Below are 24376 nucleotides of genomic sequence, written 5' to 3'. Positions count from 1 at the left end.
CCTCCCCGGCGTGCACGCCGCCACCGAGTTCGTGGCCTGGTACAACGGCCACCCGGACTACGCGGAGCGCACGTTCGACCTGTCCGCGAAGCGCGCGGTGATCGTCGGCAACGGTAACGTCGCGCTCGACGTGGCCCGCATCCTCACGATGAACGTCGAGGAGCTGGAGCGGACGGACATCGCCGATCACGCCCTCGCCGCGCTGCGGCGCAGCAACATCGACGAGGTCGTGCTCCTCGGCCGCCGCGGGCCCGCGCAGGCCGCCTACAGCAACCCCGAGTTCCTGGCGCTCGGCGACCTCGGGAACGTGGACGTCGTCATCGACGACGCCGACCTCGACCTCGACCCGGCCAGTGAGGCACTGCTGGACGATCCGGCCACCGCGATGAAGGTCCGGCTGGCGCGGGAGTTCGCGCAGCGTGCCCCGCGGCCCGGTCACAAGCGAATCGTGTTCCGCTACCTGACGTCGCCGCTCGAGGTCACCGGATCCGGCAAGGCCGAGGCCCTGCGCTACGGACGCAACGAACTCGTGGTCGACGAGTCCGGTGCGATGTCCGCCCGGGCTCGGGGCGAGGAGGGCTCGCTGGACACCTCGCTCGTGCTGCGCTCCATCGGGTACCGCGGCAATCCCGTCGGCGGTGTCGCGTTCGACGAGAAGCGTGGCGTGATCCCCAACGAGCACGGCCGGGTCACCGACCGGGTGTACGTGACCGGATGGATCAAGCGCGGTCCCAGCGGCGTCATCGGCACCAACAAGGCATGCGCGAAGGAGACGGTGTCGTCGCTGCTCGCGGATTTCGAGGCCGGAAAGCTCCTCGGGACGGTCGGCACCCGCAAGGACGTGAAGAAGCTGATCGAGCGGCGCCAGCCGGAACAGATCGGCTTCCCCGGCTGGCGTGCGATCGACAAGGCGGAGACCGGCCGCGCGGCGGGATCCGGCCGGCCCCGCGTGAAGATGACCGACAAGGTCGAGCTGGTGTCGGTCGCCCGCAGGCGGAAGCGGCTGTTCGCTCGTTGACGCCTGTCGCCACCCCTGCGCGTCTAATGTTTCGAGCATGCGCGCAGTGGTGGTGACGGAGCTGTCGGGGCCGGGCGGCATGACGCTGCAGGACATTCCCGAACCAGCGGCCGACGGACTCGTCCTGATCGACGTCAAGGCCAGCGGTGTGTGCTTCCCCGACCTGCTGATCAGCTACGGCAAATATCAGCTGGGCCCCGGGTTGCCGTTCGTTCCCGGTGCCGAAGTCGCGGGTGTCGTGGTGTCGGCACCGGCCGGCAGCGGATTCGAGCCCGGTCGACGTGTTCTCGCGGCGTCGCAGGTCGGCGGTTACGCCGAACGGGTCGCGGTGCCCCCGGCACAGGTGCTGCCCATCCCGTCGACCCTGGATTTCGACGAAGCGGCGTCGCTGATCATCAACTACCAGACGATGGAATTCGCGCTGGAGCGCCGGGCTCGGCTGCGCGCAGGCGAAACCGTCGTCGTCCTCGGCGCGGCGGGTGGGGTGGGGACGTCCACCATCCAGCTGGCCAAGGCGCACGGCGCCAGCGTGATCGCGGTGGTGCGCCGGGACGGGGCCGACGACTTCCTGCGCGAACTGGGGGCCGACGAGGTCGTCCGCCTAGACGACGGCTGGGGCGCCCGGGTCCGTGAGCTGACCGGCGGCCGGGGCGCGCAGATCGTGGTCGATCCGGTCGGCGGCGGCGCGTTCGACGAGGCCGTCCGGGTGCTGGCCCCGGAAGGCCGGCTGGTCGTGATCGGTTTCGCGGGCGGGGCGATCCCCGAGGTGAAGGTGAACCGGGTGCTGTTCCGCAACATCAGCATCGTGGGTGCGGCCTGGGGTGAGTTCATCCGGACCGAACCGAATGCGCTGGAGGAGGTGCATGCCGCGTTGATCCGGCACGTGGAGCGCGGACTGCGTCCCGTGGTCACGTCCCGGTATCCGCTCGAGCGGGCCGCGGACGCACTGCGCGATCTCGAGGCGGGCCTCGTGCTGGGCAAAGCGGTGCTCGTCCAGGACTGAACCCGCAGGTCGAGGGTGCCGCCGGGGAATGTGATACCTGACACCATTTATTCGGTTGCGCCATAGTTGCCCTTGGGCAATAGTTGCATGAGCGCTAGCATTCGAGGGTGCCCGACAAATCTCCTGATCTTCTCTTCGAACTACTCAACGATTTCTTCACCCAACTGTTGAGTGCGGGGGAGTCGGAGTCGATGGACAACCTCATCGAGCTGGACCTCACGTTCTCGCAGGTGCGCATGCTCTTCGCGCTGGTTCAGCACAGTGAGCCACTTCCGATCAACGAGGTGGCCGAGCGGTTGCGGCTCTCGGTGGCCGCAGCGGGTAGGAACGTCGATCAACTCGTGAAACTGGGTCTGGTCGTTCGCCGGGAGGACGAACGCGACCGGCGGGTCAAGCGGGTCTCCTTGTCGGAGGCCGGACATAAGGTCGCTACCCAGCACATCGAATGCAAGCGTGATCAGTTGCGACGGTTCGCATGGCGGGTTCCGGAGATCGAGCGGACTCGGCTGATCGAGGCACTACAACCGATCCTCGCGGGGGAGTCCCTGCGAGAACTCAACCAGGAGATACTCGGATGACATCGCCGACCGCCGCGAACGCGGCGCCCGACAAGCTCGACGGCACGGTCCTCAAGATCGCGTCCGTGGTGGTGCTCGGTGCCATCATGTCGATCCTCGACGTGACCGTCGTCAGCGTCGCGTTGCCGACGTTCGCCACGGAGTTCGACACCACGTACGCCACCGTCGCATGGACGATGACCGCGTACACGCTCGCCCTGGCCACGGTCATCCCCGTCACCGGGTGGGCGGCCGACCGATTCGGCACCAAGCGCCTCTACATGACGGCGCTCGTGCTGTTCGTCCTCGGCTCGGTGCTGTGTAGCTTCGCGTGGGACATCACGTCGCTCATCGGCTTCCGCGTCCTGCAGGGCCTCGGCGGCGGCATGCTGATGCCGCTCGGCATGACGATCATGACGAAGGCGGCCGGACCCGACCGTGTCGGCCGGGTCATGGCGGTTCTCGGTATCCCCATGCTGCTCGGCCCCATCGGCGGCCCGATCCTCGGTGGCTGGCTGATCGAGGCGGCGAGCTGGCACTGGATCTTCCTGATCAACGTGCCGATCGGGATCGTCGCCCTCACTGCCGCGTTCATCATCCTGCCGTCCGACAAGGCCTCGCCCTCCGAGTCCTTCGACTTCCTCGGCATGCTGCTGCTCTCGCCCGGCCTGGCTCTGTTCCTGTTCGGTGTGTCGTCGATCCCCGAGGTGGGCACGGTCGCCGCGGCCCGCGTGCTCGTGCCCGGTGCGGTCGGCCTGGCGCTGATCATCGCGTTCGTGTTCCACGCGCTGCGCAAGGATCACCCGCTGATCGACCTGCACCTGTTCGAGAACCGGCAACTGTCGGTCGCCGTCATCACGACTTCGCTGTTCATCGTCGCGTTCATGGGTGCCGGTCTGCTGTTCCCCAGCTACTTCATCCAGGTCGGCGGGCACACCACGCTCGCCGCCGGTCTGCTGATGGCTCCGCAGGGTATCGGTGCGATGCTGACCATGCCCGTGGCCGGACGACTCGTCGACAAGATCGGCCCCGGCAAGATCGTGCTGACGGGTCTGCCGCTGATCCTGATCGGTCTGGGTACCTTCACCCAGGTTGCGGCGGACTCGCCGACGTGGCTGCTGATGGGTGCCCTGTTCGTGATGGGCATGGGCATGGGCTGCACGATGATGCCGCTGATGACCGCCGCGATCGTGACGCTCTCCAACGATCAGGTCGCGCGTGGTTCGACCCTCATGAACATCGTCCAGCAAACCGCAGGCTCGATCGGTACCGCGGTCATGTCGGTGGTCCTCACCAACCAGCTGCTCGATCGCGGTCTCGACAGCCAGACGGTCGCGATGCAGCACGTGCCCGAGGTTGCCGCACAGGAGCCTCCCGGGATGGTGGACCAGGTCCTGAGTCAGGCCGCCGATGCGTTCGGCAACACGTTCCTGGTCGCCACCGTGCTGATCGCGTTGACACTCATCCCGGCGTTCCTGCTGCCGCGCAAGAAGTCGGTCAACCCGCAGCTCGAGGCCGAAGGTGCCCCGACGGTCATGATGCACTGATCGGGCTCGTTCGATCCGAACGTCGCCGAGGGCGGCAAGCGCACTGCGCTTGCCGCCCTCGGCCGTTTCCGGAATAGGGCGAAGTGGTTGAATGTTGCAATAGGTTCATGCAAACGCATGGAGTTCTGGCGCGAGAGGAACAGCTATGCAGTTCGGAATCTTCACCGTCGGCGACGTGACCCCCGATCCCACCACCGGCCGCATCCCCACCGAGCACGAGCGCATCAAGGCGATGACGACCATCGCCAAGCATGCGGAGGCCGTCGGGCTCGACGTGTTCGCCACCGGCGAGCATCACAACCCGCCGTTCGTGCCGTCGTCCCCGACCACCATGCTCGGCTACCTCGCAGCGCAGACCGAGAAGATCATCCTGTCGACGTCCACGACGCTGATCACCACCAACGACCCGGTGAAGATCGCCGAGGACTACGCGATGCTGCAGCACCTCGCGGACGGCCGGGTGGATCTCATGATGGGTCGCGGAAACACGGCCCCCGTCTACCCGTGGTTCGGTCAGGACATCCGCCAGGGGATTCCGCTGGCGCTCGAGCACTACCGGCTGCTCCGCCGGCTGTGGGACGAGGACGTCGTGGACTGGCAGGGGCAGTTCCGCACCCCGCTGCAGGGCTTCACGTCGACCCCGCGTCCGCTCGACGGCATCCCGCCCTTCGTGTGGCACGGCTCGATCCGCAGCCCGGAGATCGCCGAGATCGCGGCGTTCCACGGTGACGGCTTCTTCGCCAACAACATCTTCTGGCCCAAGGAGCACTACATCGCCCTGATCAACCTCTACCGCGAACGGTACGAGCACTACGGTCACGGCCGCGCGGACCAGGCGATCGTCGGACTGGGCGGGCAGGTGTTCATGCGTAGGAACGCCAAGGACGCCGTCGACGAGTTCCGGCCCTACTTCGACAACGCCCCGGTCTACGGCCACGGGCCGAGTCTCGAGGACTTCACCGATCAGACCCCGCTGACCGTCGGCACACCGGAGCAGGTGATCGAGAAGACCCTGACGTTCGCCGACTTCTTCGGCGACTACCAGCGGCAGTTGTTCCTCGTCGACCATGCGGGGCTTCCCCTGAAGACGGTGCTGGAGCAGCTGGATCTGCTCGGCGGCGAGGTCGTGCCCGTGCTGCGCAAGGAGTTCGCCGCCCGGCGACCTGCGGGCGTGCCGGACAACCCGCCGACGCACGCGTCGACGAAGGCCGATCGCGAGCCGGTCGATGCCGCCCGTCAGTAGGACCGAACGAGCGGCCGAGGCGTGGGAGGCTCTCTTCCGCGCCCAGGTCGCGGTGATGCGCAACCTCGCCGCAGACGACGTGTGGGACGAGCTGAGCATGCGCGAATACGACGTGCTGTTCACCCTGGCCCGGGCACCCGGACACAGACTGCGCCTGCACGATCTCAACCGGGAGATCCTGCTCAGCCAACCGTCGCTGAGCCGGCTCGTCGAGCGGCTGTCCGGCTCCGGATTCGTCACGCGGGAGTGCGATCCCGGCGACCGCCGGGGGACCGTCGTCGTCCTGACGGACGAGGGTGCGCGCGTGCAGAAGTCCGTCGGACGCAGGCACGCGGCGAGCATCCGGCGGCACGTCGGCCCGGCACTGTCCGACGACGAACTCGACACACTCACCGAACTCTGCGCGAAACTGCGCGGCGCACAGGACTGACGGAAGGCACGATGGAGCAGTGAGCAATCTGGAGACGAATTCGGTGGAAGAGCGGTGCGAGTCGCACCCCGACGGCGGGGGCATCCAGGTGCTCGGCGCGCGCGAGGTCCCGCTCGGCGGTCCCCGCGCGATGCCGGTCCGGCGCACCCTCCCACAGCGGGAACGGTCGCTGATCGGAGCCTGGTGCTTCGCCGACCACTACGGTCCGGACGACGTCGGGAAAACGGGCGGGATGAACGTGCCGCCGCACCCGCACACGGGACTGCAGACGGTGAGCTGGCTGTTCACCGGCGAGATCGAACACCGCGACAGCATCGGTTCGCACGCGATGGTGCGTCCCGGTGAGCTCAACCTGATGACCGCGGGTCGGGGGATCGCGCACTCCGAGGTCTCGACACCGCAGACGCGCATCCTGCACGGCGCGCAGCTGTGGGTGGCGTTGCCGGCGTCGGCGCAGGACGCGGATCCGGCGTTCGAGACGTACGCACCCGATCCGGTCGAACTGGACGGCGCGACCGTGCGGGTGTTCCTCGGGAGCACGGCGGGCTCGACGTCACCGGTCCGCACTTTCACGCCGCTGCTCGGCGCCGAGATCCTTCTGGAGCCGGGTGCGGACGTCACGCTCGACATCGAGCGGGGCTTCGAGGTCGGGGTGCTCGTCGACGAGGGTGAGGTGCAGCTGCGGGGGACCACGCTGCGGTGGGCGGAACTCGGCTATCAGCCGCCCGGGGAATCGCTGGTGGCGCTGCGCAATACGGGCGGAACCCGGGCCCGGCTGCTGCTGCTCGGCGGTGAGCCGCTGGGCGAGCAGGTGATCATGTGGTGGAACTTCCTCGGCCGCAGCCACGAGGACATCGTCGGCTACCGCCGCGAGTGGCAGTCCGAGCTCCGGGGAGCGGCGCCCGCCGACCCCCGGTTCGGCACCGTCGAGGGCTACGACGGCGATCCGCTGCCCGCACCCGAACTGCCGAACAGCCGGCTGAAACCGCGCGGCTGAGACATCTGTGAATCAGTAGCTGGTCATCGACGTGTTGGCGCCGCAGAGCACCACGCAGAGCGGCTTGTCGTCGGCGGGGGCGAGCTGTCCGGTGACGATCGCGGCGAGCGCCGCGGCGGTGCCGTGCTCGACGACGATCCGGAACTCCTCCCACAGCAGCGTTCGCGCGTCGATGAGGGCGTCGTCGTCGACGATCAGGCTGGACACGGGCCGCGACCGGACGGTCTCCCAGGCGATGGAACCGATCTTGGTGGCGCCGAGGGAATCGCCGGCGATGCTGTCGATGTCGATGTCCACGGGCTGCCGGGCGGCGACCGCGGAGTGCAGCGTCGCCGCTCCGCTCGGTTCCACGCCGTAGATGCTGTCGTCCTCGCCGCTGCCTGCGACGACACCGGAGAGCAGTCCGCCGCCGCCGACGGCGATCACGTAGGACAGCGGCTCGGCGACGTCGTCCTGGATCTCGAGTGCGATGGTGCCCGCCCCGGCGACGATGTCGGGGAGATCGTAGGCGTGCAGGGCGAGGGCGTTCGAGGACGTCGCGAGTTCCTCCGCGTACTCGGCCGCCTCGGCGTATCGAGCACCGACCTTGCGCACGTCCGCGCCGAGCGCGATCAGCTTGTCGATCTTGACGTCGGGTGCCGTGACGGGGACGACCACCGTGCACTTCACGCCCCGCAGCCGCGACGCCCAGGCCGCTCCGATGGCGGCGTTCCCGCCGGACGCGATGACGACGCCCGCATCGTCGAGCCGCCCGTCCTCCTCGGCGTGGAGCAGCGCGTTGAGGCTGCCCCGCACCTTGAACGAGCCACCGTACTGCAGGAACTCGAGTTTGAAGATCACCGGTACGGGGCCGTGCACGGTGGGGACCGTGGCACGGAACGTGGGTGTCCTGCGGATCAGGCCGGTGATGCGCTCACGCGCCCTGTCCACGGATGCGCGATCGACGGAGTGAGCCATGGTCCCATCGTTCCATCCCGTGCGGCCGCGACTACCGCGGCTGCTTGACCGTCGCCGTGCCCTGGGCGGCGGCGCACAGTACCTCCGAGCCGTCGTCCTGCACCGCGTAGATGTCGCACCGGCACAACGCCTGGCGCCGGGTCGAGGCGTCGGCTCGGGCGTCCGCCCGCAGCAGCACGCCCTGGGCGGGGCGGAGGTAGGTGATCGTGAAGCCCGCGGTCATGATGTTCGCGCCGAGCACGGTGCCTGCGGCGAACGTCAGAGCGTTGTCGGCGGCGTACGACAGGACACCGCCGTGCACGAAGCCGTTCTGTTGGCGGAGTTCGTCCCGGACGGGGATCTCGAGGGTGGCGCCGCCCTCCCCGAACTGCGTCATGCGGGCGCCGACGAGCACGCTGAACGGCTGGGCCGCCAGCACGGCTTGCGCGGTGTCGGCGGTGAGTGCGACGTCCACTGTCATGCCTCTACTCCTGGTTCCGTAGCGAGTTCCACGCGGCGCGCGCCAGTTCGGGCGCCACCGCGGTGGGGTCGGTGGTCATGGCGCCCGCGAGCCACTGGCGTGAGTACTCCTGAGCCGGTCCCAGCCACAACGCGTAGAGCACGTCGAAGTCGAACCGGCGGACCGTTCCGTAGTGTTCGTGGACCCGCCACCAGTGGGTGACGTCGCGGAAGAACGCCGCGTTGGTGGAATCGGCCCGCTCGTCGATGCCCGGGGGCCGGGGTGCGGCGAGGATGGTGGCCCGCTGCGGGTTGCCGGACACCCACTGCAGGTGGCGGACCACGGCGCCTTCCACCCCGGACCGGGCGTCGGCGCATTCCGAGAGTGCGGCCCGGAATCCGTCCTGATAGTCGGCGAGCGCGCGTAGCCAGACCTGGAGATACAGCTCTTCCTTGTTCGGGAAGTGGTGGTAGACGGCTCCCACACTGACACCGGCCTCGTGCCGGATGTCGGCGAGCCGGGTCGCGAGGACGCCGCGGCGGGCGAAATGTCCCTCCGCCGCGTCCAGCAACAGACTTTGAATCGGCACATACCGAATATAGTTCGGTCATGGTCACGGGGGAAGGTGAGTTCGCAGGATTACGGCGATGGGCGACGTCGTTCCTGGGACGATGAGGACGTGCGCATCCCGCGACAGCCCCGACGGATCACGCCCCGAACGGGACGTCTGGTGTCCCCGCCGCCTCGCCCGCTCCGACGCCCGGGTCCGCCACCGACGCAACTCCACGAGTTCGAGGCCGCCGGCCTCCTCGACGGACTCAGCGGGTCGGATCGTTCTGCGCGCATGGGGGTGCTGAACACCCTGATCGAGGACGGGGTGTCGATCGACGAACTCCGCGTCGCCTCGCGGGACGATCGCCTCGCGCACCTGCTGCTCGAGCACGCGCTGTCGCCGAAGGGGCGGTACGGCATCGACGAGATCTCCCGGAAGGCCGGCGTCACCGTGGAGGACACCCGGCGGTGGTTCCGGGCGATCGGCCGGGGTGCGTCGGAGGACGGGACGTTCTACGACGACGGCGACCTCGACCTCGCACGCGGACTCAAGCAGTACCGGGACCTGGGGCTCGACGAGAGCGGAATTTTCGCGGCCGCGCGGGTCCTCGGCCGCAACCTCTGGACGGTCGCCGACGCCGCGGACGCGCTGCTGCAGGAGCGACTCGAGGCGACGCGCGATCACCCCGAGGTGGCCCTGCGGTACGCGGTGGAGGTGCGTCGCATCGCGGATTTCGAGGCGCAGATCCTGGCTCACCTCATCGCCACCACTCTGCGCCACCAGTTGAGGTCCGATGCGGTGGGCATCGCCAGGGACTCGAACCTGCAGGTTCGGGGTGCGCAGGAGATCGGCGTCTGTTTCGCCGACCTCGTCGGATTCACGCTGCTCGGTGAGCAGGTGGCGCCCGCCGATCTGGGGCGGGTGGCCGAGCGGCTCGACGGGCTGGCCACCGATCTGGCGCTGGCGCCGGTGCGTCTGGTGAAGACGATCGGGGACGCCGTCATGTTGGTCTCGCCCGATCCCAACGCGCTGGCGTACACCGCGCTCGATCTCGTGCAGGCCGCGCGCACCGAGGGGCTTCCGCCGTTGCGGGCCGGGATCGCCTGGGGCACGGCCGTGCCCAGTGCGGGCGACTGGTTCGGCAGGCCCGTCAACATGGCCAGCCGCGTCGTCGCGGTCGCACCGTCCCACGAGGTGGTCGTGACCGGCGAGTTCTACGACGAACTCGACACCGACGAGTTCTGGGGCGAACCGGCGGGCAGTCACCGGCTCAAGGGAATCGATGCCCCCCAGGAGCTCTTCGGGATCGGCCGCCGGTCCGTCGCCTGAGCGGCGCGGCTCCGAAAACGTGTCGTACCCTCGCGATACCGTGATGGCACAGCTCACAGAAGCACATCGAGTGAGGCGCATCATGACTGGCGATTCGGGCGCAGACTGGCATTTCTACGCGGTGGTCGAAACTGCGGTGGACGGCGGTCACACGCTCGCCGCGTTCGGGCCGCGACCGACGGCGCTCGACGCCCTCCGGCTGGCCGTGCATTCGGTCAACCACACCGCGTATTCGGTTCTGGAACAGGGGATCGCGGGCGATCCGCGTGCCGAGGCGAGCGTCGTCGAGCGGTTGCCGATCACGTCGTTCACCATCAGGCGGCACCGCCGCAGCACGAGCGAGCTCGACGCCCGCTGGATGCTGAACGGCGGCAGGCATCACCGGTAGGGCTACCGCGGTTCTGTCGTGAGGTAGTACTCGAGCACGGGCCCGACCCAGCGCATCAGCTGTTCGTGCGTCATGTCCGCCACGGGCGGCACCCGGAGTATGTAGCGGGAGAAGGCGAGTCCGAGGACCTGCGACCCGACGAGGGCCGCACGCTCGTCCGCGCGGTCCGCCGCGACCACGGCGAGCGCGGGCGCCACCTGGCGGGCGAAGACCTGCAACATCGCCTCGGCGGCGCGCGGGCTGGTCGCCGCCGCGCGGAGGAGGGGGAGGAACGCACCGTCGTTCTCCCACACCGCGAAGAAGCGTGGCATCAGCACGCTCGCGAGGTCCTCGACGGGCACGTCGTGGAGGTCGGGCAGGTGCAGATCGAATTCGGCGGCCTCGGCGAACAGTGATTCCTTGGTGCTGAAGTACCGGACCACCAGTGCGGGGTCGACGCCCACATCCGATGCGATGGCGCGCATCGTCGTGCGTTCGTAGCCGTCGGTTCCGAACCGGGCGCGGGCGGCGTCGAGTATCGCGGCGCGGGTGGCGACGGCGGAGCGGGCGCGACGTTCGGGCATTCCGCAAGTGTAAGTCAACAGCTGTTGACCTGGCGTGGGGATGCGCCTACCGTAGAAGTCAACAGTTGTTGACTTGATGGACCATCTTTCGATCGGAGGCAGCGTCATGAAGCACATCGACGTGGTGGTGATCGGCGCGGGACCCACGGGATGCATGCTCGCGGGCGAGTTGTCGGCGGCGGGCCGGTCGGTGACGGTGCTGGACAAGCGCGCCGCGCCGTCCACCCTCAGTCGCGCATTCGGCGTCCATGCCCGCACCCTCGAACTGCTCGACGCGCGCGGCCTCGCCGACCGGCTCGTGGCCACCGGCGCCGCCTCACCCGGTCTGAAGTTGTGGCGCGGTGCAGCGCTGAACCTCGGGCGTCTGCGGTCCCGGTTCCCGTTCGTCCTCGTGACTCCGCAGCGGAACGTCGACGCTCTCCTGGAGGAGCACGCTCGGGACCGCGGCGCCGCCATCGTCCGTGGTTTCACCGTGACCGGGGTGGAGCAGGACGGAAACGGCGTCCGCGTTCACGGCCACGACGGTTCGGGTCGTGGCAGCACGTTCCACGCGACATATGCGGTCGGTGCGGACGGCGCGCACAGCGCGGTCCGGACGATGATCGGGCAACCGTTCCCCGGCAAGGCCGTGCTGCGGTCGATCATGCTCGCCGACGTCGAACTCGAGAACCCACCGGACAATCTCGTGACCGTCAACGCCGTCCGCGACGGATTCGCGTTCATCGCGCCCTACGGCGACAACCTGTTTCGGGTGATCGCCTGGAATCGGCGGCATCAGGTGGACGACACCGCGCCCGTGGACCGGGAGGAACTGCGCAGCACCATCGAAGTCGCGATGGGCACGGACTACTGTCTCGGCGACGTGCGCTGGCAGTCGCGATTCCACAGCGACGAACGGCAGGTTCCGCAGTACCGGACGGGCCGGGTGTTTCTCGCCGGCGATGCAGCCCACGTGCATTCGCCTGCAGGTGGGCAGGGCATGAACACCGGCATTCAGGACGCCGTCAATCTCGGCTGGAAACTCGCGGCCGTCCTGGACGGCGCGGACGACGCGGTGCTCGACACCTACCACTCCGAGCGGCACCCGGTGGGCCGGCTGGTTCTGCGGTCGAGCGGTGCCACGATGCGCATGATGATCATCCGGCCGTGGATCCTGCGGAAACTCCGGAACGGGGCAGTGGCGGCGCTTCTCTCCTTCCCGCCGATCGGCGACGCGGTCGCCCGGATGTTCTCGGGAATCGGAATCGGGTACGGCCACGGCGCCGGCGAGAGCGCCCTGGGCGGCCGACGCGCCGAAGACCTGCCCACCGACGCCGGGCGGCTGTACGAGGTGATGCGCTCGGGCGGTTTCGTCCTGGTCACCGAGCCCGGGGCTTCTGTCCCCGGCGATGTCCACGCGGTGACCCGGAGCGACGACGGACCCGCATTGCTCGTGCGCCCCGACGGCTACATCGCCTGGGCGGGCGACAGTAGGTCCGGCCTGTGGCGGGGTGTCCTGGAACGGTGGACGGCCCGCACGTCGAACGGTGCCCGGCCGGTCAGCCGGTGACGTCCGAACGGCTGTTGAACGCCTGCGCTCGCAGATCCCGGGCGAGGTGATCCCGTTGCTCGAGCACCAGCCGTCGTAGCGCGGCGGGCGCGTCGGCGTTGGTGCCGAGCCATCCGTCCGCCGCGTCGAGTGTCGTCTCGGACGGGAAGAGCCCGACCACGATCCGCCGCGCGATTTCGATACTGCGCTCCTCCCACACCGGACGGATCGAGGCGAAGTAGCCGGCGGCGTACCCCTCGACGAGGTCGTGCCGGGCGCCTGCGCGGAACCCGGCGATGATCGCGCCGAGATGTTCGTTGGACAGGGTGCGGTCGTGGAAAATCGATTCCCAGGCCTTCGCCTTCACGTCCGGGTCCGGTCGCGAGAAACTCGCCCGCAGGTACGCGGTGCGGCCGGAACCGGTGTCGTCGCGGCGCAGCTCACCGTCGAGGTCCGCGTCGTCGGCGTGTCCGGTGGCGGCGAGCGCGCCCCAGAACCCCCAGCGCAGATCCGGGTCGAGGGCCAGCCCGGTCGGTACCGGCCCGCCGGCCTCGAGGATCGACCGGATGTCGGCCGCGCGACTGCCGTCCATCGCAGCGGCGCCGGCAACCGCACGTGCCCAGGCGAGTTGGCTTCCCGAAGCCGCCGGGGCGTCCCACAACGTGCGCCAGGTGTGCTCGAGCCAGTCGAGACGGGCGGTGTCGCGCGAGGGCTCGGGGAGGAAGTGCTCGATCGCGTACGGGGCGTTGGCCAGCACGGAGGTGAGGAGGGTCAGGTGCGCCTCCGCCGGTGAGAACCTCCGGGCCATCGACAGATAGCGCATGGCGCCCAGGTCGCTGTCGCGGGTCGCGTTCCACAGCGACGACCAGATCAGGCCGCGCGCCAGCGGGTCCCGCAGCCGGTCGAGAGAGGTCTCGACGGTGGTCAGCGATCGGTTGTCCAGCCGCACTTTCGCGTACGTCAGGTCGGCGTCGTTGAGCAACACGAGCGGCGCGTCGGCGAGGTCGATCGGGGTGCGGGCGTCGGCGAGGTCGACCTCGACCCGTTGCACGCACACGAGGTCGCCGGTCCCGTCGAAGTCGTAGCGCCCGACGCCGAGCCGGTGCGGACGCGGATCGGTCTGCACGATCGCGGCGCGCCCGTCGGCGTCCCGTTGCAGGCTCAGTGCGGACACGCCGGTCGTCTGCAACCAGGCGCGCGCCCACCTCGTCAGGTCCCGGCCCGACGTGGCCGACAGTTCCGTCAGCAGATCCTTCAGGGTGGTGTTCCCGAAGGCGTGGGCGCGGAAGTAGCGGCGCGCCCCCTCGAAGAACGCGTCACGTCCCGCGTACGCGACGAGTTGCTTGAGGACGCTGGCGCCCTTCGCGTACGTGATGCCGTCGAAGTTCAGTTTCGCAGCCTCGAGGTCGACGATGTCTGCGACGATCGGATGCGTCGTCGGCAACTGGTCCTGCAGGTACGCCCACGCCTTGCGGCGGTTGGCGAAGGCCACCCACGCGTCGGTCCACCGGGTGGCCTCCGCGTTGGCCAGTGCGCCCATGTAGTCGGCGAACGATTCCTTGAGCCACAGGTCGTCCCACCACACCATCGTGACGAGGTCGCCGAACCACATGTGGGCCATCTCGTGCAGGATCGTGTTCGCCCGGCCCTCGTACTGGGAGTCGGTGGCGGCGCCGCGGAACACGTACGCCTCGGTGAACGTCACGCAGCCGGGGTTCTCCATGGCGCCGAGGTTGTACTCGGGGACGAACACCTGGTCGTACTTGCCGAACGGGTAGGGGTAGTCGAAACCGTCCGTGAAGAACCCCAGCCCCTGCCGGGTGATCTCGAAGATCGTGTCGGCGTCGAGGTACTGCGCGAGCGAGGCCCGGCAGAGGACGCCCAGCGGGATCGTGAGGTCGCCGCCGCACCACTCCGAGTCGACCCGGTGGTAGGGCCCGGCCACGACCGTGGTGATGTAGGTGGAGATCGGCAGTGTCGGGGCGAACGTGACCACCTGGCCGCCGGCGGTGTCCTCCCGTTCGGCGACCTGCTGGTTGGAGACCACCTCCCACTCCCGCGGCGCGGTGACGACGAACGTGAACGGCGCCTTCAGGTCCGGCTGTTCGAAGCACGCGAACACCCGCCGCGCGTCCGCCGGTTCGTACTGCGTGTAGAGGTACGTCTGCCCGTCCGCCGGGTCGAGAAACCGGTGCAGACCCTCACCGGAACGGCTGTACTCGCCCCGGGCGGCGACGGTCACGACGTTGGATTCACGCAGCCCGGACACCGCGATGCGGGCGCCGTCGTAGTCGACGGGGACGTCGGCGCCGTTGACCGTCACCGACTCCACATCGGCGCCGAGGAAGTCGAGCCAGGTCGTGGACGTGCGGGCGGCGAACTCGACGGTCGTGGTGGTCGCGAACGTCCCGGCCTCCGGGTCGACGGCGCCGAGTACGTCCAGTTCCACCCGATAGCCGAGAACGTCGATCACACGGGAACGTTCGGCGGTTTCGGCTCGGGTCAGGTTCGCGGTGCTCACGCGTCGATCCTGCCAGCCCGGCCCGCCGGCCGTGCCGCTACCGGTTGCTCAGGACGGAGCCGACGCCGGCCGCGACGACGAGCGCGATCGCGGCCAGCGACTGCAGTCCGAGTACCTGCCCGAGCACGATCACCCCGGCGAGGGTCGCGGCCGCCGGTTCCAGCGCGATGAGCACGGCGAACACCTTCTTGCTCATCACCTGCAGCGCCCGTAGCTCTAGCGAGTACGGAATCACCGAGGACAGCAGGGCCACCGCCGCACCGACGGCCAGGATTCGGGGGTCGAACAGTGCGGTGCCGCCGGACACCGCGCCGAGCGGAAGCGTCAGGGCCGCCGCGACGATGCTCGCTCCGGCGAGGCCGTCCGCGCTGGGAACCGTGGCCGCGAGGTTCGAGCCGGCGACGATGTAGCCGGCCCACGCCGCGCCTGCGGTGAGCGCGAAACACACCCCCACGAGGTCGAGGGACTCGGTGCCCGAGTTCTCGCGCAGGCCGAGCATGACCACGCCGGTCAGCGCTGCCAGCACCCACACACCGTCCCGCAGTCTTCGCGACAGCACGGCGGCGAGGGTGAGCGGACCCAGGAATTCGATGGTGACGGCGGTGCCGAGTGGGAGCCGCGCGAGGGCCTCGTAGAACGCCGAATTCATCACGGCGAGCGCCACTCCGAGTGCGAGGATGCCCTCGCGCTGCGTTCGTGTCCACCGTCGCCACCGCGGCCGCACGATCACCCCGAGGATGATCGCCGCGATCGTCAGTCGCAGCGACACCGCACCACTGGCGCCCACTTCCTCGAACAGGGTGCTAGCGAAGGCGGCGCCGAACTGGACGGAGAGCACCGATCCGAGGACCGAGACGACGGGAAGAAGCTGACTGCGCGGCTCGGCTGTCACCGGTGTGCGATGCCCGGGTTCACTGGCCGGTGAAGTTGGGGCTGCGGCGATCGAGCATCGCACCGACCGCCTCGTGATGGTCCGCGGTGTGATGGGCGAGCGACTGCATGGCCGCCGACAGTTCGAGGAGGCTCTCGAGGCTCTGGTGACGGCCTTCGCGCAGCAGCTTCTTGGTCATCCGCAGCACCTGCGGCGGATTGACCGCCACCCGGTCGGCGAGCGCCCGTGCCGCGCCGAGGAGTTCTTCGGGTTCGGTGACCTGCGAGACGAGTCCCCACTCCAGGGCTTTCGCGGCGTCGATCGCGTCGCCGGTGAACGCCATCTCGCTGGCCCGCGCCATCCCGACGGCCTGCGGCAGGAACCAGGCGCCGCCGTCGCCGGGAACGAGTCCGACCTTGACGAAGCTCTCCGCGAACACGGCGGCCGTGGAGGCGATCCGCATGTCGCACATCAGCGACAGGTCGCATCCGGCGCCGATCGCGGGTCCGTTGACGGCGGCGATGGTCGGCACCTCGCAGTGGTACAGGGCCAGCGGGATGCGCTGGATGCCGTGCCGGTAACCCTGTCGCAGGTCGGCGGGGGAGCCGCCGAACATTCCGGCGCGGTCGCGCATGTGCTTGACGTTGCCGCCGGAGGAGAACGCCGAACCCGCACCGGTGACGATCGCGACGCGCACGCTGGGATCACCGTTGACGTCGGCCACCGCATTCTCGAGCGCCTCGATCACGTCCGGCTCGGAGATCGGGTTGCGCGCCTCCGGACGGTTGAGCGTCCAGGTGACGATGTCGCCTTCGCGGGTGGTGAGCACGGCGTCGGTCATGGACGACTCCCTCGGGTGTGAGCGCGGATTCGAGACCGTCCCAGTCTGTCATTGCGCTCAGATGCCGGTGCGCCGTACCAGTGCGTCGGTGGCGGACGGCGCGAACGTGCCGAGCACCCGGAACAGTTCGGCGTAACTGGGGAGCAGTTCGATCGGCCGGGTGCGCACGGCGGTGACGAACCATTCCGCCGCCTGCTCGGGCGTCAGGGCTGCCATCGCGTCGTAGTCCGCGGTGGGCGCGATCATCGGCGTCCGGACCAAGGGAAAGTCCAGGGTGCTCACGGAGATTCCGCGGTCGCGCAGTTCGGCGCCCAGGCTCCGGCCGAACGCGCCGACGGCTGCCTTGGACGCGTGGTAGGCGGAGAACTTGGGCATGACGCCGGCAGGTACGCCCCACGTCGCGACGTTGATGATGTGGCCCTTGCGGCGCTCGATCATCGACGGGAGCAACGCGAGGGTCAGCCGCGTCGAGCCGAAGTAGTTGACGGCCATGGTGCGTTCGAAGTCGTGGAAGCGGTCCAGCGAGTCCTCGACCGTCCGCCGGATCGAGCGTCCGGCGTTGTTGACGAGAACGTCGACGGGGCCGATCTCCCCGAGCACCTGCGCGACGAGGGCGTCGACGGACTCCGGGTCCGTGAGGTCGCAGGGGACGGCGTGCGCGTCGCAACCGGACCGCAGGATGTCGTCGCGCACGGACGCGAGGGCGTCGGAGCCGCGGGCCACGAGGACGACCTCCGCGCCGAGGGCGGCGAGCCGGCGTGCGGCCGCTTCACCGACCCCCGAGGAACCACCGGTGACGAGGATCCGCTTCCCGGCGATGCGGTGGCCGGTTCCCGGTACGACTCGGGCGGCCAGTGCGCGCGGGGAGGGGAGTGGGTTGAGCGCGGCATGGGTGAGCAACTGTCGTATCACGTGACCAGCGTGGCAGCTCGCCGGACGATCCGCAGCCAAATAACAATCAATCGTGCTTGCTTTTTTATCGGGCCGGTGTGATGCTGGTCGCATGGCTGAACTGCAGAGGTTCATCGATGACTTGTGCGCCGAGAGCGATTCGCTGGATGCCCTGGTCGCCGACCTCCCCGACTCCCGCTGGGCCGATCCCACACCGGCCGAGGGCTGGACCATCGCCCACCAGATCGGACATCTGCTGTGGACCGACGAGGCCGCCCTCCTGGCGATCACCGACCCCGACGGCTTCACCGAGCAACTGACGGTGGCCGCCTCGAACCCCGCCGGCTTCGTCGACGCCGGCGCCGAGGAGCACGCCCGCAGGGAACCCACGGAACTGCTCGCCGCCTGGCGCTCGGCCCGGGCTCGACTCGCGGAGGCCCTCCTGGCGGTGCCGCCGGGACAGAAGATCCTCTGGTACGGCCCGCCGATGAAGGCGGCCTCGATGGCCACCGCCCGCCTGATGGAGACGTGGGCGCACGGTCAGGACGTCGCCGACGCTCTCTCGGTGCCGCGCACACCCACCGAGCGGTTGAAGAGCATCGCCCACCTCGGTGTCCGCACCCGCGACTTCGCCTACGCCGTCAACGAACTCGCCCCACCCGCGGAGGAGTTCCGCGTCGAACTCACCGCCCCCGACGGAGTGTCCGTCTGGACGTGGGGCCCTGAGGACGCCGCGCAGAAGGTCACCGGACCCGCCGAGGACTTCTGCCTCCTCGTCACCCAGCGCGCGAACCGAGCCGATCTCGCTCTCGAGGCCACCGGCGCGGATGCGGACGCGTGGCTGAACATCGCTCAGGCCTTCGCGGGCCCCGCGGGCGGCGGCCGTGAGGCGGAAACCCGATGACCGTGCGGATCGGCAACTGCTCCGGCTTCTACGGCGACCGGCTGTCGGCGATGCGCGAGATGCTCGAGGGCGGCGAACTCGACTATCTGACCGGCGACTACCTCGCTGAACTCACCATGCTGATCCTCGGCCGCGACCGCATGAAGGACCCGAATCGCGGCTACGCGAAGACGTTCCTCCGTCAGGCGGAGGACTGCCTCGGGCTGGCCCTGGACAAGGGTGTCCGCATCGTCGCCAACGCCGGCGGGCTCAACCCGGCCGGTCTCGCGGACGCGTTGCGGGAGGTCAACGACAAGCTGGGGTTGCAGGCGACGATCGCCCACGTCGAAGGCGACGACCTGATCGGCCGGGCTGCCGAACTGGGGCTGGGCAACCCGCTGACCGCCAACGCCTACCTCGGCGCGTGGGGCATCGTCGACTGCCTGAACGCCGGCGCCGACGTCGTCGTCACCGGGCGGGTCACCGACGCGTCCGTGATCGTGGGCCCGGCGGCCGCACACTTCCGCTGGCGGCGAGACGCCTTCGATCAGCTCGCCGGCGCCGTGGTGGCCGGGCACGTCATCGAGTGCGGCACCCAGGCGACGGGCGGCAACTACGCGTTCTTCACCGAGATCGACGACCTCGACCGTGCCGGATTCCCGATCGCCGAGATCGACTCGGACGGATCGTCCGTCATCACCAAACACCCCGGGACCGGTGGCGCCGTGAACGTCGGCACCGTCACCGCGCAGTTGCTGTACGAGATCACGGGTGGCCGCTACGCCGGTCCCGACGTGACCGCGCGAATCGATTCCGCTGCACTGTCGCAGGACGGCCCGGACCGCGTGCGCATCGGTGGCGTCGTCGGGGAGGCGCCGCCGCCGCAGCTCAAGGTGTCGCTGAACACGCTCGCGGGTTTCCGCAACGAGGCCGTGTTCGTCCTCACCGGCCTCGACATCGAGGCCAAGGCGGCCCTGGTGAAGCGGCAGCTCGAGGGGTGGCTTCCCACCCGGCCGGCCGAACTCGACTGGTCGCTCGCCCGCACCGATCACCCGGACGCCGACACCGAGGAGGCCGCGAGCGCGCTGCTGCGCTGCGTGGTCCGGGATTCGGACGCCAACGCCGTCGGACGCGGCTTCTCCTCCGTCGCAGTCGAAATGGCACTGGCGAGCTACCCCGGATTCACGCTGACGGCGCCACCCGGGCAGGGGCAGCCCTACGGCGTATTCACCCCGGGATACGTGTACGCCAAGGAGGTGCCGCACGTCGCGGTGCTGCCGGACGGAACGCGCGTCGACATCGAACCCGCCACCGACGTCCGGGAACTCGAGGACGTCGCCGAACCCGCGCTCCCGGAGCCGCGGGGCGCCGAACCCACGGTGCGGGTGGCGCTCGGGACCGTCGCCGGAGCGCGCAGCGGCGACAAGGGCGGCAACGCGAACGTCGGTGTGTGGGTGCGCACCGACGAGCAGTGGCGGTGGCTGGCCCACGCGCTGACCGTCGACGAACTGAAGCGCCTTCTCCCGGAGGCCGCCGGCCTCACCGTCACGAGATACGTGCTGCCGAAACTGCGCGCCGTCAACTTCGTGATCGAGGGAATCCTCGGGCAGGGCGTCGCGTCCCAGGCCCGGTTCGACCCGCAGGCCAAGGGTCTCGGCGAATGGCTGAGATCCCGGCACGTCGACATACCGGAAGCACTCCTTCCCGAAGGGACAACGTTGTGAGCGTGTGGGACACACCCGAGCGGCAGGAACTGCGCAAGACGGTGCGCAGCTTCGTCGAACGACAGATACTGCCGCACCTGGACGAGTGGGAGCGCGACGGCGAACTGCCCCGCGCGCTGCACCGGGAGGCCGCCGAGCTGGGTCTGCTCGGCGCCGGTTTCCCCGAATCCGTCGGGGGTGACGGCGGAGACCTCGTCGACGCGGTGCTGATCTGCGAGGAATTCCACCAGGCGGGTGCATCGGGTGGCGCGTTCGCTTCCCTGTTCACGTCGGGAATCGCGCTGCCGCACCTCGCGGCGGCCGGTGACCCGGAGCAGATCGAGAAGTGGGTCCGCCCCACCCTGCGCGGCGAGCTCATCGGCTCGCTCGCCATCACCGAACCCGGCGGCGGTTCCGACGTCGGGCATCTGCGGACCACCGCGGTCCGCGACGGCGACCACTTCGTCGTCAACGGATCCAAGACGTTCATCACGTCCGCTGTCCGGGCCGACTTCGTGGTCACCGCCGTCCGCACCGGCGGTCCCGGCGCGTCCGGGGTCTCCCTGCTCGTGATCGAGAAGGGCACACCGGGATTCGAGGTGGCACGCAAACTCGACAAGATGGGCTGGCGTGCGTCGGACACGGCCGAGTTGTCGTTCGTCGACGCCCGGGTGCCCGCCGCAAATCTGGTCGGCGAGGAGAACAGCGGGTTCGCGCAGATCGCCCAGGCGTTCCTCACCGAGCGCATCGCCCTCGCCGCGCAGGCTTATTCGAGCGCGCAACGGTGCCTCGACCTCACGCTGCAGTGGGTGCGCGACCGCGAGACGTTCGGCCGTCCGCTGATCAGCAGGCAGTCGGTGCAGAACACGGTCACGGAGATGGCGCGCAAGACCGACGTGGCCCGCGTCTACACCAGAGCGCTGGTGGAGCGTTCGCTCGTGTCGAACGAGGACTTCATCGCGGAGGTCTGCTTCGCGAAGAACACCGCCGTCGAGTCGGGCGAGTGGGTGGCCAACCAGGCCGTCCAGCTGTTCGGCGGCCTCGGCTACATGCGGGAGAGCGAAGTGGAACGGCAGTACCGCGACATGCGCATCCTCGGAATCGGTGGCGGTACCACCGAGATCCTGACGGGGCTCGCGGCCAAGCGATTGGGGTATCAGTCATGACCACGTTGAAGTCCACGCTGGACACGGGTTCCGAAGAGTACGCCGCGGCGGCGAAGGCCATGACGGACAAGCTCGCCGAGATCGACACCGAGCACGCCAAGGCGCTCGCGGGCGGCGGCGAGAAGTACACCGAGCGGCACAAGAAGCGCGGCAAGCTCCTCGCCCGGGAGCGCATCGAACTGCTCCTCGACCCCGACTCGCCGTTCCTCGAACTGTGCCCGCTCGCGGCGTGGGGCAGCGACTTCCCGGTCGGCGCCAGCACCGTCGTCGGCATCGGTGTGGTGGAAGGCGTCGAGTGCCTGATCGTCGCCAACGACCCGACGGTCCGCGGCGGCACCAGCAACCCGTGGACGTTGCGGAAGGGATTCCGCGCCAACGACATCGCCCGGCAGAACCGGCTCCCCGTCATCTCCCTCGTGGAATCCGGCGGCGCGGACCTTCCCACCCAGAAGGAAGTGTTCATACCCGGTGGCCGCATGTTCCGCGACCTCACCCAGCTCTCCGCCGCGGGTATCCCGACCATTGCCCTCGTCTTCGGCAACTCGACGGCGGGCGGCGCGTACATCCCGGGCATGTCCGATCACGTCGTCATGATCAAGGAACGATCCAAGGTGTTCCTCGCCGGACCGCCCCTCGTGAAGATGGCCACCGGTGAGGAATCCGACGACGAAACCCTCGGCGGTGCCGAGATGCATGCCCGCAAGTCGGGCCTCGCCGACTACTTCGCGGTCGACGAGCAGGACGCCATCCGGATCGGCCGCAGCATCGTCAAGCGCCTGAACTGGAAGAAGCAGGGTCCCGCGCCGCGGGCCGAGGTCATCGAACCGCTCGCGGACCCCGAGGAACTGCTCGGCATCGTCCCCGCCGACCTCAAGATCCCGTTCGATCCCCGCGAGGTGATCGCCCGCATCGTCGACGGCTCCGATTTCGACGAGTTCAAGCCGATGTACGGATCGTCACTCGTCACGGGCTGGGCCGAGCTGCACGGATATCCGGTGGGCATCCTCGCCAACGCGCGCGGTGTGCTGTTCAGCGAGGAATCGCAGAAGGCGACCCAGTTCATCCAGCTCGCCAACCGCTCGCACACCCCACTGTTGTTCCTGCACAACACGACCGGATACATGGTGGGCAAGGAGTACGAGGAGGGCGGGATGATCAAGCACGGTTCGATGATGATCAACGCCGTCTCCAACTCCACCGTCCCGCACATCTCGATCCTGCTCGGCGCGTCCTACGGCGCCGGTCACTACGGCATGTGCGGACGCGCCTTCGACCCGCGCTTCCTGTTCGCCTGGCCCAGTTCCAAATCCGCGGTCATGGGCGGGGCGCAGCTGGCCGGTGTCATCTCCATCGTCAGCCGCGCCTCCGCCGAAGCCCGCGGGCAGGCGTTCGACGAAGAGGCCGACGCCGGCATGCGCGCCATGATCGAGAACCAGATCGAGGCGGAATCCGTGCCGATGTTCCTGTCCGGTCGCCTCTACGACGACGGCGTGATCGACCCGCGCGACACCCGAACCGTGGTGGGAATGTGCCTGTCGGCCATTGCCAACGCCCCGATCGAAGGCGCCGAGAACTTCGGCGTCTTCCGGATGTGAGGCCCGAAATGATCCAGTCCGTACTGGTTGCCAATCGCGGTGAGATCGCCCGCCGCGTCTTCGCCACCTGCCGCCGCGCAGGCATCGGGACCGTCGCCGTGTTCTCGGACGCCGACGCCCTCAGCCCCCACGTCGCCGAGGCCGACACCGCGGTCCGGTTGCCGGGCAACAGTCCCGCCGACACGTACCTGCGCGGTGACCTCGTCATCGAGGCGGCACTGCTCGCCGGCGCCGATGCCATCCACCCCGGCTACGGGTTCCTCTCCGAGAATGCGGACTTCGCGCGCGCCGTCCACGACGCGGGGCTGACGTGGATCGGGCCGCCCGCGCCCGCCATCGAGATGATGGGTTCGAAGGTGGAGTCCAAGAAGATGATGGCCGCCGCCGGAGTCCCGGTGCTGGCCGAACTCGACCCGGGCGCCGTCACCGAAGCGGACCTGCCCGTTCTCGTCAAGGCGTCCGCAGGCGGCGGCGGACGCGGCATGCGTGTCGTGCGTGAGCTCGCGGACCTCCCGGAACAACTGGAAGGCGCCCGCCGCGAAGCGCAATCGGCCTTCGGTGACCCGACCGTGTTCTGCGAGCGCTACCTGGAAACGGGCAGGCACATCGAGGTCCAGGTGATGGCCGACCGGCAGGGAACCGTCTGGGCGGTGGGGGAGCGTGAATGCTCCATCCAGCGGCGGCACCAGAAGGTGGTGGAAGAGGCGCCGTCACCGTTGGTCGAAGCCGTCCCCGGGATGCGCGAGCGACTGTTCGAGGCCGCCCGGCTCGCGGCGAAGGCCATCGACTACGAGGGTGCGGGGACGGTCGAGTTCCTGGCCGACCACAAGGGTGACTTCTATTTCCTCGAGATGAACACCCGGCTGCAGGTGGAACACCCGGTCACCGAATGCACCACCGGCCTCGACCTCGTGGACCTGCAACTGCAGGTGGCGAACGGGCACGCGCTCGACGCCGAGTCGCCGGCGGTGTCCGGCCATTCCATCGAGGTCCGGCTGTACGCCGAGGATCCGGCGCAGAACTGGCAGCCGCAGAGCGGACCGGTCCACCGCCTGGATCTACCCGAGAACGCGGTCGAATTCGACGTTCTCCGCACCCCGGGCATCCGCCTCGACTCCGGCGTGGTCGACGGATCCAGCGTCGGCGTGCACTACGACCCGATGCTGGCGAAGGTCATCTCGTTCGCGCCCACCCGCACGCAGGCGGCCACCCGTCTGGCCACGGCCCTGAGCCGTGCGCAGATCCACGGACTGCGCACCAACCGCGACCTCCTCGTCAACGTGCTCCGTCACCCGGCATTCCTCGCCGGCGACACGGACACCGCCTTCTTCGACACGCACGGGCTGGACGTGC

Annotated in this window: 22 protein-coding genes and 1 pseudogene; 15 read left to right on the top strand and 8 right to left on the bottom strand. The window is 69.1% G+C overall.

Features of this window, described 5'->3' with window-relative positions:
* From AZG88_RS14650 to AZG88_RS14620, 7 genes and pseudogenes are all read left to right on the top strand, one after another.
* Positions 1 to 1018, top strand: a pseudogene (locus AZG88_RS14650) (ferredoxin); the annotation flags it as partial.
* Between the two features lie 37 nt (positions 1019 to 1055).
* Entirely contained in the window at positions 1056 to 2021 is a 966-nt protein-coding gene (locus AZG88_RS14645) for an NADPH:quinone oxidoreductase family protein (protein ID WP_005252146.1), read from the top strand.
* A 107-nt stretch (positions 2022 to 2128) separates the two neighbouring features.
* Complete coding sequence (locus AZG88_RS14640; RefSeq protein WP_005252148.1) at positions 2129 to 2599, top strand: MarR family winged helix-turn-helix transcriptional regulator; 471 nt, start codon at positions 2129 to 2131, stop codon at positions 2597 to 2599.
* Positions 2596 to 4125, top strand: coding sequence for a DHA2 family efflux MFS transporter permease subunit (locus tag AZG88_RS14635; RefSeq protein ID WP_061698096.1), 1530 nt, complete (start codon positions 2596 to 2598; stop codon positions 4123 to 4125). Before AZG88_RS14640 ends, AZG88_RS14635 begins: the two co-directional genes overlap by 4 nt.
* 145 nt (positions 4126 to 4270) lie before the next feature.
* Positions 4271 to 5368 carry an LLM class flavin-dependent oxidoreductase gene (locus tag AZG88_RS14630; RefSeq protein WP_061698095.1) on the top strand — a complete coding sequence of 366 codons (1098 nt, stop codon included), beginning with the start codon at positions 4271 to 4273 and terminating at the stop codon, positions 5366 to 5368.
* Entirely contained in the window at positions 5352 to 5798 is a 447-nt protein-coding gene (locus AZG88_RS14625) for a MarR family winged helix-turn-helix transcriptional regulator (RefSeq protein ID WP_061698094.1), read from the top strand. Before AZG88_RS14630 ends, AZG88_RS14625 begins: the two co-directional genes overlap by 17 nt.
* Before the next feature lie 19 nt (positions 5799 to 5817).
* Positions 5818 to 6795: a pirin family protein gene (locus tag AZG88_RS14620; protein ID WP_061044593.1), complete on the top strand. Its 978-nt coding sequence runs from the start codon at positions 5818 to 5820 to the stop codon at positions 6793 to 6795.
* Between the two features lie 12 nt (positions 6796 to 6807).
* On the opposite strand, the gene AZG88_RS14615 is transcribed toward AZG88_RS14620, so the two are convergent.
* Genes AZG88_RS14615 through AZG88_RS14605 form a run of 3 tightly spaced genes read right to left on the bottom strand, consistent with a single transcriptional unit; the run spans position 6808 to position 8780 of the window.
* Positions 6808 to 7752, bottom strand: a complete 945-nt coding sequence (locus AZG88_RS14615) for a serine/threonine dehydratase (RefSeq protein ID WP_005252157.1) — start codon at positions 7750 to 7752, stop codon at positions 6808 to 6810.
* Between the two features lie 31 nt (positions 7753 to 7783).
* A complete protein-coding gene (locus AZG88_RS14610; protein WP_005252159.1) occupies positions 7784 to 8212 on the bottom strand; it encodes a PaaI family thioesterase in 429 nt (142 codons plus the stop codon).
* Between the two features lie 4 nt (positions 8213 to 8216).
* Positions 8217 to 8780 carry a TetR/AcrR family transcriptional regulator gene (locus tag AZG88_RS14605; RefSeq protein ID WP_005252161.1) on the bottom strand — a complete coding sequence of 188 codons (564 nt, stop codon included), beginning with the start codon at positions 8778 to 8780 and terminating at the stop codon, positions 8217 to 8219.
* Positions 8781 to 8870: 90 nt separating this feature from the next.
* Between AZG88_RS14605 and AZG88_RS14600 the strand changes: the two genes are divergently transcribed.
* Together AZG88_RS14600 and AZG88_RS14595 are read left to right on the top strand one after the other, a co-directional pair.
* On the top strand, positions 8871 to 10073 hold the full coding sequence (locus tag AZG88_RS14600; RefSeq protein WP_005252163.1) for an adenylate/guanylate cyclase domain-containing protein: 1203 nt from the start codon (positions 8871 to 8873) through the stop codon (positions 10071 to 10073).
* A gap of 82 nt (positions 10074 to 10155) precedes the next feature.
* Positions 10156 to 10461: a hypothetical protein gene (locus AZG88_RS14595; RefSeq protein WP_005258203.1), complete on the top strand. Its 306-nt coding sequence runs from the start codon at positions 10156 to 10158 to the stop codon at positions 10459 to 10461.
* A 2-nt stretch (positions 10462 to 10463) separates the two neighbouring features.
* Here the strand turns inward: AZG88_RS14595 and AZG88_RS14590 are convergent, their stop codons facing one another.
* A complete protein-coding gene (locus AZG88_RS14590; RefSeq protein ID WP_061698093.1) occupies positions 10464 to 11024 on the bottom strand; it encodes a TetR/AcrR family transcriptional regulator in 561 nt (186 codons plus the stop codon).
* A gap of 76 nt (positions 11025 to 11100) precedes the next feature.
* On the opposite strand from AZG88_RS14590, the gene AZG88_RS14585 reads away from it, so the two are divergent.
* Positions 11101 to 12573, top strand: a complete 1473-nt coding sequence (locus tag AZG88_RS14585) for an FAD-dependent oxidoreductase (RefSeq protein WP_082833313.1) — start codon at positions 11101 to 11103, stop codon at positions 12571 to 12573.
* Here the strand turns inward: AZG88_RS14585 and pepN are convergent.
* The 4 genes from pepN to AZG88_RS14565 are packed head-to-tail and all read right to left on the bottom strand — an operon-like array spanning position 12563 to position 17811.
* The gene (gene pepN, locus AZG88_RS14580) at positions 12563 to 15073 is read right to left on the bottom strand and encodes an aminopeptidase N (protein ID WP_061698092.1); all 2511 of its coding nucleotides are present in this window, start codon (positions 15071 to 15073) and stop codon (positions 12563 to 12565) included. The genes AZG88_RS14585 and pepN overlap by 11 nt on opposite strands.
* A 37-nt stretch (positions 15074 to 15110) precedes the next feature.
* Entirely contained in the window at positions 15111 to 15965 is an 855-nt protein-coding gene (locus tag AZG88_RS14575; RefSeq protein ID WP_005252174.1) for an EamA family transporter, read from the bottom strand.
* Positions 15966 to 15984: 19 nt separating this feature from the next.
* Positions 15985 to 16785, bottom strand: a complete 801-nt coding sequence (locus AZG88_RS14570) for a crotonase/enoyl-CoA hydratase family protein (protein WP_005252176.1) — start codon at positions 16783 to 16785, stop codon at positions 15985 to 15987.
* A 57-nt stretch (positions 16786 to 16842) separates the two neighbouring features.
* Positions 16843 to 17811, bottom strand: a complete 969-nt coding sequence (locus AZG88_RS14565) for an SDR family oxidoreductase (protein ID WP_257014573.1) — start codon at positions 17809 to 17811, stop codon at positions 16843 to 16845.
* Between AZG88_RS14565 and AZG88_RS14560 the strand changes: the two genes are divergently transcribed.
* The 5 genes from AZG88_RS14560 to AZG88_RS14540 all read left to right on the top strand — a co-directional run.
* Positions 17789 to 18580: a TIGR03084 family metal-binding protein gene (locus AZG88_RS14560; protein WP_005252180.1), complete on the top strand. Its 792-nt coding sequence runs from the start codon at positions 17789 to 17791 to the stop codon at positions 18578 to 18580. The genes AZG88_RS14565 and AZG88_RS14560 overlap by 23 nt on opposite strands.
* A complete protein-coding gene (locus AZG88_RS14555; RefSeq protein ID WP_061698090.1) occupies positions 18577 to 20283 on the top strand; it encodes an acyclic terpene utilization AtuA family protein in 1707 nt (568 codons plus the stop codon). Before AZG88_RS14560 ends, AZG88_RS14555 begins: the two co-directional genes overlap by 4 nt.
* Positions 20280 to 21428, top strand: a complete 1149-nt coding sequence (locus AZG88_RS14550; protein WP_005252184.1) for an acyl-CoA dehydrogenase family protein — start codon at positions 20280 to 20282, stop codon at positions 21426 to 21428. The genes AZG88_RS14555 and AZG88_RS14550 overlap by 4 nt, the downstream gene beginning before the upstream one ends.
* A complete protein-coding gene (locus AZG88_RS14545; protein WP_025433113.1) occupies positions 21425 to 23023 on the top strand; it encodes an acyl-CoA carboxylase subunit beta in 1599 nt (532 codons plus the stop codon). The genes AZG88_RS14550 and AZG88_RS14545 overlap by 4 nt, the downstream gene beginning before the upstream one ends.
* 8 nt (positions 23024 to 23031) lie before the next feature.
* Positions 23032 to 24376 (top strand): acetyl-CoA carboxylase biotin carboxylase subunit (locus AZG88_RS14540; RefSeq protein ID WP_061698089.1); only part of this gene is annotated, 1345 nt, incomplete at its 3' end.

Source organism: Rhodococcus sp. LB1 (genome assembly GCF_001583455.1).
Taxonomy (GTDB): Bacteria; Actinomycetota; Actinomycetes; order Mycobacteriales; family Mycobacteriaceae; genus Rhodococcus_F; species Rhodococcus_F opacus.
This window is presented reverse-complemented; position numbering and strand designations above follow the sequence as displayed.

Excerpts from the sequence above, each read along its gene's own strand:
- AZG88_RS14555 (WP_061698090.1), top strand. The coding sequence starts at position 18,577 with ATGACCGTGCGGATCGGCAACTGCTCCGGCTTCTACGGCGACCGGCTG.
- AZG88_RS14545 (WP_025433113.1), top strand. The coding sequence starts at position 21,425 with ATGACCACGTTGAAGTCCACGCTGGACACGGGTTCCGAAGAGTACGCC.
- AZG88_RS14615 (WP_005252157.1), bottom strand. The coding sequence starts at position 7,752 with ATGGCTCACTCCGTCGATCGCGCATCCGTGGACAGGGCGCGTGAGCGC.
- AZG88_RS14635 (WP_061698096.1), top strand. The coding sequence starts at position 2,596 with ATGACATCGCCGACCGCCGCGAACGCGGCGCCCGACAAGCTCGACGGC.
- AZG88_RS14585 (WP_082833313.1), top strand. The coding sequence starts at position 11,101 with ATGGACCATCTTTCGATCGGAGGCAGCGTCATGAAGCACATCGACGTG.
- AZG88_RS14560 (WP_005252180.1), top strand. The coding sequence starts at position 17,789 with ATGGCTGAACTGCAGAGGTTCATCGATGACTTGTGCGCCGAGAGCGAT.
- AZG88_RS14610 (WP_005252159.1), bottom strand. The coding sequence starts at position 8,212 with ATGACAGTGGACGTCGCACTCACCGCCGACACCGCGCAAGCCGTGCTG.
- AZG88_RS14565 (WP_257014573.1), bottom strand. The coding sequence starts at position 17,811 with ATGAACCTCTGCAGTTCAGCCATGCGACCAGCATCACACCGGCCCGAT.
- AZG88_RS14625 (WP_061698094.1), top strand. The coding sequence starts at position 5,352 with ATGCCGCCCGTCAGTAGGACCGAACGAGCGGCCGAGGCGTGGGAGGCT.
- AZG88_RS14570 (WP_005252176.1), bottom strand. The coding sequence starts at position 16,785 with ATGACCGACGCCGTGCTCACCACCCGCGAAGGCGACATCGTCACCTGG.
- AZG88_RS14590 (WP_061698093.1), bottom strand. The coding sequence starts at position 11,024 with ATGCCCGAACGTCGCGCCCGCTCCGCCGTCGCCACCCGCGCCGCGATA.
- AZG88_RS14595 (WP_005258203.1), top strand. The coding sequence starts at position 10,156 with ATGACTGGCGATTCGGGCGCAGACTGGCATTTCTACGCGGTGGTCGAA.
- AZG88_RS14630 (WP_061698095.1), top strand. The coding sequence starts at position 4,271 with ATGCAGTTCGGAATCTTCACCGTCGGCGACGTGACCCCCGATCCCACC.
- AZG88_RS14645 (WP_005252146.1), top strand. The coding sequence starts at position 1,056 with ATGCGCGCAGTGGTGGTGACGGAGCTGTCGGGGCCGGGCGGCATGACG.